The sequence below is a fragment of the Bacteroides sp. OF03-11BH genome, assembly GCF_003604005.1.
GTDB classification, from domain to species: domain Bacteria; phylum Bacteroidota; class Bacteroidia; order Bacteroidales; family Bacteroidaceae; genus Bacteroides; species Bacteroides ovatus.
On sequence record NZ_QTMW01000027.1, the window covers coordinates 63,798 to 71,804 of the forward strand.

4 protein-coding genes, 1 tRNA gene and 1 pseudogene are annotated in these 8,007 nt (G+C 43.1%); 2 read left to right on the plus strand and 4 right to left on the minus strand.

What is annotated here, in order from left to right; translation table 11 throughout:
- Positions 1 to 38: 38 nt before the first annotated feature.
- The gene (locus tag DXA54_RS18320; protein WP_120080265.1) at positions 39 to 4,364 is read right to left on the minus strand and encodes a CusA/CzcA family heavy metal efflux RND transporter; all 4,326 of its coding nucleotides are present in this window, start codon (positions 4,362 to 4,364) and stop codon (positions 39 to 41) included.
- A 210-nt stretch (positions 4,365 to 4,574) separates the two neighbouring features.
- Between DXA54_RS18320 and DXA54_RS18325 the strand changes: the two genes are divergently transcribed.
- Positions 4,575 to 5,117, plus strand: a complete 543-nt coding sequence (locus DXA54_RS18325; protein ID WP_008020573.1) for a glutathione peroxidase — start codon at positions 4,575 to 4,577, stop codon at positions 5,115 to 5,117.
- Here the strand turns inward: DXA54_RS18325 and DXA54_RS18330 are convergent.
- From DXA54_RS18330 to DXA54_RS18340, 3 genes are all read right to left on the minus strand, one after another.
- Positions 5,095 to 5,613 (minus strand): NUDIX hydrolase, encoded by a 519-nt coding sequence (locus tag DXA54_RS18330; RefSeq protein WP_120080267.1) that lies wholly within the window; start codon positions 5,611 to 5,613, stop codon positions 5,095 to 5,097. The two genes, DXA54_RS18325 and DXA54_RS18330, sit on opposite strands and share 23 nt — an antisense overlap.
- 44 nt (positions 5,614 to 5,657) lie before the next feature.
- Positions 5,658 to 6,878 carry an S-adenosylmethionine:tRNA ribosyltransferase-isomerase gene (locus DXA54_RS18335; protein WP_120080269.1) on the minus strand — a complete coding sequence of 407 codons (1,221 nt, stop codon included), beginning with the start codon at positions 6,876 to 6,878 and terminating at the stop codon, positions 5,658 to 5,660.
- 57 nt (positions 6,879 to 6,935) lie between these two features.
- Positions 6,936 to 7,010 (minus strand) — tRNA-Pro (locus DXA54_RS18340).
- A gap of 463 nt (positions 7,011 to 7,473) precedes the next feature.
- Between DXA54_RS18340 and DXA54_RS18345 the strand changes: the two are divergent.
- Positions 7,474 to 7,959, plus strand: a pseudogene (locus tag DXA54_RS18345) (AraC family transcriptional regulator); the annotation flags it as partial.
- Positions 7,960 to 8,007 lie beyond the last annotated feature (48 nt).

An 8,007-nucleotide genomic window follows, 5' to 3' on the forward strand; every position in this document is an offset into this window, starting at 1 on the left:
CAGGGTGATGTATCTCATTCAATGTCTCGATTTTCCACCTACTTGAAAAGTTCATATTCCAGTGCAGCAATATTGTATTGGTAGACTGTTTCAATATAGCCTCTGCGTATCTCTCTGGCGGTGGTAATCGACTGTATATATTCGGCAATGCCTGTTTCGCTCTGCTGCAATTGCAGGTTGGCTGCCTTTGTCAGTTCATCCGCTTCTTTCAAGGCAGAAGAGGTATAATATCGTAAACTCTCATTATATCTGCGAAGGGATGCTTCCAGTTCGAGTGTCTTATTTCTTAACTCCCGGATGTTGGCGTCTGCCTGTATTTGCGCTGAAGTGGCAGTTAGCCATGCCTGCTTCACTTTGCTCTTTTGTGGCAGGAAGTAGATGGGGAAAGAAACCCCGATCATCCAGGCATTCAGATTCTTAAGTGGGAGAATGTCCTGACGTGTATACCCCACACTGATTTCAGGAAAGAAATGGCTCTGCTCTACATGGAGCATTGCTTTCGCTTCATCTGCCTGGCTTTGAAAGTAAGCAGTATGTGCTCCCGATAGGTTTCCATCCGAAATGCCGGTATAGAATAAGGATAAAGTGGAATCTACCGGAACAATGGGATCGTTGGAGTAGCAACTCCATTGAAAACGTGCCAATGCCATTTTCTCTTCTTCTTTTGCTTGGAACCAGCGGTTATGCAGATCGGCAGCTATGGTGGTCATCATATTTTTTTCGAGCAAGGTAATCTCTCCTTGTTGGTATCGTAATTCTCCGATGCGCTGCAGCTCTTCTGCCATTTTATCCTGATCCCGATACATTGAGCAGAGATTAGTGGCATATTGGTAGTAGGCCCACGCCCTTTTCACTTCTGCTGTGATTTCTTTCTCTACCATCTGCCGATAATAGGTGTTCGTTTTTACCTGACGGTTGACTAACGCATTCTTGTAGAATGGCGTTAGAAGGGAGCCCAGGCTTTGCTCGAAAGCCAGTTCCTTGTCTTTTTTGTTTTCTCCGTTAAGTTGACCCCAGGAATAGCTGAACGAGGTAGGCGTTGCTTCTATCACTTCTCCGCGAGTGGCTTTGGCTTGTTGAATAGCATTATTGGCTATTTTCAGGCGAGGATGATTTTGTTTGGCTATTTCTATCGCCTGTTCGAGACTAACAGTTTGTGTCTGTTGAGCGGAAACGAACGCGGGAAGAAATAAGAACAGGAGAAACAATTCCCCGAAAGGCCGGTGCAGTTTGATTCCCGGACGTCTCCAGGTAGCAAATGAATTTACAATTTTGTAAAACACCGGAATGATGAGTAAAGTCAGTACGGTAGAAATAATCAAGCCACCGATGACCACTGTTGCCAACGGACGTTGTACTTCTGCGCCGGCTGAAGTGGCTATTGCCATCGGGACGAATCCCAAAGATGCAACCAGTCCTGTCAGGAATACAGGACGGAGCAAGTGTGGAGTCCCTCTTTTGATAATCTGGTTTGTAGTCATGGAATAGGTATTTTGTTTACGAAGTTCGTTGAAGTGATTTACCATCAGGATACCATTCAATACTGCTACCCCGAACAAAGCAATGAATCCTACTCCGGCCGATATGCTAAACGGGAGCCCGCGTAGCCAAAGTGCGGCGATACCACCGATGAGCGATAGGGGGACGGTTGAGAATACCATCAGGGTATAGGTGATGTTCTTGAATGCGAAGAACAGAATCAACAGAATAAGCATTAATGCCACTGGGATGACCACCAGTAAGGTATTGATGGCATTTTGCAAGTTTTCGAACTGGCCGCCGTATTCGAAGTAATATCCCGGCTTCAGTTTGATGTTCTTGTCCAGTGTCTCTTGAATATTGGCGACAACTTGCTGGATGTCTGCGTCACGCACATTGACACCGATGACGATGCGCCGTTTGGTTGCATCCCGATTGATTTGCAGTGGCCCACTGACAAGGTCGATGCTTGCTACCTCTCCAACAGGAATTTGAATTCCTTCCGAAGTGCGTACAAACAACTTATCAAGATTCAAGTCGGCCACTTTCTCCTGGTCAAGCCGTACCACGAGATCGAATCTCCGTTCGTTTTCAAAGACTACACCTGTTGACTCTCCGGCATAGGCAGTTCGGATAATGGTGTTAAGCTCTTGTATGTTGATGCCGTAACGGGCTATTTTGCTACGGTTGTATTTCACTACCAATTGGGGTAATCCCATCGTCTGCTCAACGATGACATCCGCTGCTCCCGGCACTTTTTCTACAAAGGTAGCTGCTTCTTTGGCTCTTTCATATAATTCGTGCGTGTCTTCTCCATATAGTTTGATGGCAATATCTGCTTTTGCTCCCGTCATCAGCTCGTTGAAGCGAAGCTGTATCGGTTGCGAGAAGTTGAATTCGGCACGTTCAGAGAGCGGAGCAAGTGCATCTTTCATTTTATCCACCATTTCTGCACGGCTTCCGGCACTTGTCCATTCTTTGAATGGTTTCATGATAATCATCACATCAGCATCTTCCACTGCCATCGGGTCAGTGGGAACTTCCGCCGTTCCTATTTTGGCTACCACGTGTTTGATTTCAGGGAATTTATCCATTAATGCTTTCTCTGCCAAGCGGGAAACTTCGATACTTTCGGTCAGCGAACTTCCTGCGGGTAGTGTCATTTGCATGGCAAAATCACCTTCGTCCAAAGTGGGAATGAACTCTGCTCCCAGGCGGGTAAAGAGAAAAAGTGAACCGATCAGCGCGGAGAAGGCTATGATGACGGTACGCCATTTGTAACGAAGACAGGCGCGCAGGGTGTGCTGGTAGATCTTGTTCAGTTTCTCGAAGAAGCGGTCGGCAAGGGTGGGTTTCACAACAATGGTATGCTTCAGAAAGAGGGAGGCCATCATAGGAACATAAGTCAGTGAGAGAATTAAGGCTCCGATAATGCAGAACACAAGTGTTTTTGCCATGGGGGTGAAGTATTTCCCTTCAATCCCGTTCAATGTAAGGATGGGGAAGAAGACGATAAGGATAATCAACACTGCAAAAGTGGCCGAACGTGTAACGCCGGAAGCTCCTTTTTCCACTTCTTTGTCCATCTCTTTGCGGGTCAGTGTGCGGCCTCGGAATTGTTTTCCGTAAATGTGGGCGAGGATACCTTCCAATATAACGATAGAGCCATCTACTACAATACCAAAGTCAATGGCACCGAGACTCATTAGATTGGCGGTGACATTGAATACACGCATCATGATAAAAGCGAAAAGCATTGCCAGCGGGATGACGGATGCGACAATCAGTCCGGCACGGAGGTTGCCGAGGAAGAGGATGAGTACAAGGAAGACGATAACCGCTCCTTCAATCAGGTTGTTGACAACCGTAGAGATGTTCCGGTTTACCAGTTCCGAACGGTTCAAGTAAGGTTCTATACTGACTCCTTCGGGTAATAGCTGCTGTATTTTTTCTACCCGTTTTTCGAGTTCTTGAGTCACTACATTTGCGTTGGCACCTTTCAGCATCATGGCAATTCCGCCGACACACTCGCCCTCACCATCCTTTGTCATGGCACCGAAACGCTTTGGAGAACCGAAGCGGACAACTCCTACATCACTGATATGTACCGGAATCCCATTCCGGTTGGTCACTACAATCTGTTCAATATCCTTGATGCGGGTAATCATACCTTCCGACCGGATATAGTAGGCGTTCTTTATCTTCTCAATGTAGCTTCCGCCGGTATTTTGGTTGTTGCTGCTAAGTGCTTCGAACACCTCGCCGATAGTGATATTCAAAGAGAACAGGGCGTCCGGATCAACGGCTACTTCATATTGTTTCAGGTAGCCGCCGAAACTATTGATTTCTACTATACCGGGTATACCGGACAACTGACGTTTCACCATCCAATCTTGAATGGTGCGGAGTTCCATTGCGTCATATTTCTTTTCATATCCGGGAGCTACCTTCAATATATACTGGTAAATCTCTCCCAGACCGGTGGTGATGGGCATCATCTCCGGTGTTCCGAGTTCGGAGGGAATCTCGCTTGTTACGCTTTGTATTTGTTCATTTATCAACTGCCGTGCATCGAGTGTGGGGACACTTTCTTTAAAAACGACCGTTACGACCGATAGCCCGAAGCGGCTGACAGAACGGATGTCTTCGACATTCATAATATTGCTCATCGCTATTTCGATAGGCATAGTGATGAGTTGTTCCACCTCTTGTGGCGCGAGTGTAGGGGATACGGTCACTATTTGTACCTGATTATTGGTAATGTCGGGCACGGCATCGATAGGTAGTGTCAGCATCGCATAGATACCTCCGATAAACAGGAAGAGAGTAGTGAGTCCTACAAATAGTTTCTTCTTGATTGAAAAACGTACAATAGCTGTAAACATGACTTTCGTTGTATTATTATTTCACAGTACAAAATTACTGCCTATCTTCATCCGTTATCACTAAAAATAAATGAAGCGGAAAGATTGTGGGGTGAAGTGACGGATTGGGGAATTGAAAGATGTAAAATCATAGTTCTTGTTTCACTGCTGAACAAACATTTCTTTCAGTTTACTCGTTTAATATAAAAACAAACTAAATGTATATTCAGCATGAAAACATTCGTCTTGATGATGGTAAGCCTGTTGTTTGCAATTTCTTCGGAAGCGCAAAACAAGTCTTTTTATGATTTTACAGTGAAAACTATTGATGGTAAGGACTTTTCTCTTTCTTCACTGAAAGGTAAGAAAGTGCTGGTAGTCAACGTGGCATCTAAGTGTGGGCTGACGCCCCAGTATGCCCAACTGGAAAAACTATATGAGAAATATAAAGAAAAAGACTTTGTTGTTATCGGTTTTCCGGCGAATAACTTTATGGGACAAGAACCGGGTAGTAATGAAGAAATAGCCAAGTTCTGTTCTTTGAACTATGATGTTACTTTTCCGATGATGGCTAAGATTTCCGTTAAAGGAAAAGATATGGCTCCTCTTTATCAATGGTTGACGGAGAAAAAACAGAATGGAAAAGAAAACGCACCGGTTCAGTGGAATTTTCAGAAGTTTATGATTGATGAGAACGGACATTGGGCGGGAGTTGTGTCTCCGAAAGAAAGTCCGTTCTCTGAAAAGATTATTACTTGGATAGAGAAGGAATAAGAGAGACTTTTTTCAGCTCTTCTTCGAAGTTGGGAGTGAAGATTCCTTTACCCAGATTTTCTTTTATTTCTTCGATCTTCCAAAATCGTCCACCGTCCAGTTCGTCGCTGGGATGGATTTCTTCCTCATAAACGATTTTGTGGACAAAAACAAGCTCTTTTTCACGGCTGGATTCAAAAACATAACTGGTGAGAAGCTCGGGAGTGAAGTCTGTGATGCCTAATTCTTCACGGACTTCTCTCTTTAGGGCGATTTCTACGCTTTCGCCCAAATCAATATGTCCGCCCACAGCCGTATCCCATTTCCCCGGTTGAATGTCTTTCCATTCGGGGCGTTTCTGTAAGTAGATGTCTCCTTGGGCATTGAATACGTGAAGGTGAACCACCGGATGAAGCAGTTTGCTACCGCTGTGACATTCTCCGCGAGTGGCGGCTCCGGTGATATTTCCCTGTTCGTCTACGATAGGGAACATTTCCTGGTTATTATCGCTTGGCATAGTGTCTTTTATATTGCGTAAAATCTTTCAGAGAGGAGAATATCTTATGGTATTAATAAAGAAGAATCTCCATAACTTAGGAATCGGAAATCATGCGCCAGTGCATAATCATAAATAGTGTGCCAATTCCCTTTTACAAAAGCTGAAACCAAAAGCAGCAAGGTACTTTGCGGCTGATGGAAATTAGTAACCATCGCTTTCACTATTTTATAATTGTATCCCGGTGCTATGATAATCTGTGTACTGGTGTGAAGGGTTTCCAAAGCATTCCTGTCGAGATATCCTAATATCTTTTGCAGCGCAACAACGGGAGGAATCTGGTCGTACTTTTCATAAGGCTGCCATTGTTTGACACGTAGTTCTTCTTCCGTAGCATACGGATTTTCAGCCAATGTAACTCCAATGTGATACAGGCTTTCCAGAGTCCGTACAGAAGTAGTCCCTACTGCAATAGCACAACCGTCGTGGTCAATCAGTTTTTTGATGGTACTCCGATTGACCGATATATATTCCGTGTGCATCTCGTGACCTTCGATTTCTTCACTTTTTACAGGTTTGAATGTGCCTGCTCCTACATGTAGAGTTAATTCTTCAAGATCGATCCCTTTTTCTTGAAGAGCATCCAATACTCGTGGAGTAAAATGTAATCCCGCCGTAGGCGCAGCTACCGAACCTTTAATCTTAGAATAAACAGTCTGATAAGTCTCCTTGTCACTTTCTTCCGTATCCCGGTTTAAGTAAGGAGGAATAGGAAGTTCTCCGAATACTTCAAGGATATCGGCAAACGTCACTTCCGGATTATCCCATGCAAAATCTACCCAATGGCTGGTTCCTTTACATTCTCCTCGGGTAGCGGTCAGAGTAATAGGGAATCCTTTGACGGTCATTTCGCGTTTCAACTGTCCGTCTTTCCATTTCTTCAGATTGCCGATCATGCAAAGCCAGGCGGCATGTGCTGTCTGTTGGAAATTTAAGACATAATCGTTTGGCTGGATCGGTTCAAGACAAAACACTTCGATCAGTGCTCCCGTCTCTTTTCGAAAATGGAGGCGTGCCTGAATGACTTTTGTATTATTGAATATCATCAGGCTGCCTTGTGGCAGATATTCCGGCAAAGACGTGAAAACATCTTCACTAACTTCTCCACGACGGTATATTAAGAGTTTGGACTGGTCGCGGGTAGGCAACGGGAATTTAGCAATACGTTCATCCAAAAGAGGATAACTGTATTCACTGATATGGATATGTCTAGGATCTTCTTTCATTGTTTTCTAAAATAAAAAGAGGTTAGAACCCATTCGGTTTCTAACCTCTTTAACCAGTCGGGGTGACTGGATTCGAACCAGCGACCACACGCCCCCCAGACGCGTACTCTAACCGGGCTGAGCTACACCCCGAATTGCGGATGCAAAAGTACAGATTAATTTTTAATTAGCAAATAATCCGTTGATTTTTCTAGTATGAATTGTGCCGATTTATAGCTATTATTCTGATTATTAGTCTTTCTTGTGAACATACAAATCTTTATTTCAATGAGTTAGTAGTTTTTTTGATTGCCTCTTATGTGATATAAAAGTACATTTCTTTAATTTTGCTTGAATTAGAAAACAATCTGCTTATTTTTCATTTGAAAGCATTAATCCTTTTCCTGTCCTAAAAACACTATAAAAAACAGGTCAGTCTATAATAAAACGAAATAGGAAAATGATAAATGAACTAACAATCAGATAGTTTGTTTATAAATTAATGCAAATAAAAGGTGTTTGACTTCCTTAGTATGATACTATATTTCCATTTTTGGTGCGTGGTAAATTAGGAAGTTATACATTTGTAAAAAGACTTAGTTTAGAAAGGTGTTAAATGTTAGACATTAAAAATAGAGAGACATTAGAGATATACGTCCTGGGTGACGATTTTAAATTTTATCAAAATCTGAAGTATCTTCCTTTGACTTCTTATCCTTCTAATAATCAATCAGCTTTGATTATATATTGTTTAGGTGGAAAGGCCAAAATTACAGTGCATGAAGATGTACATTGGATACAACCGGAGGAATTGATTATATTATTACCCGGACAATTTGTCTCATTTAGTGAGCCAAGTGAAGATTTCTCGACCGTTACGATGGTTATATCTACTTCACTGTTTAGTGATGCGTTAAGTGGTGTGCCCAGATTTTCTCCGCATTTCTTTTTCTACATGCGGACTCATTACTGGTATCCGCAGTCAGAACGAGATATTCCCCGGATATATAATTATCTGGGTATGATAAAAGATAAAGTTACCTCTCAAGATATATATAGACGGGAGCTGATTATTCATTTGTTGAGGTATCTGTATCTGGAACCAGGGCAGACGCATTAAAAATTATTTTCCTGTAAAAGTTGTGACAAA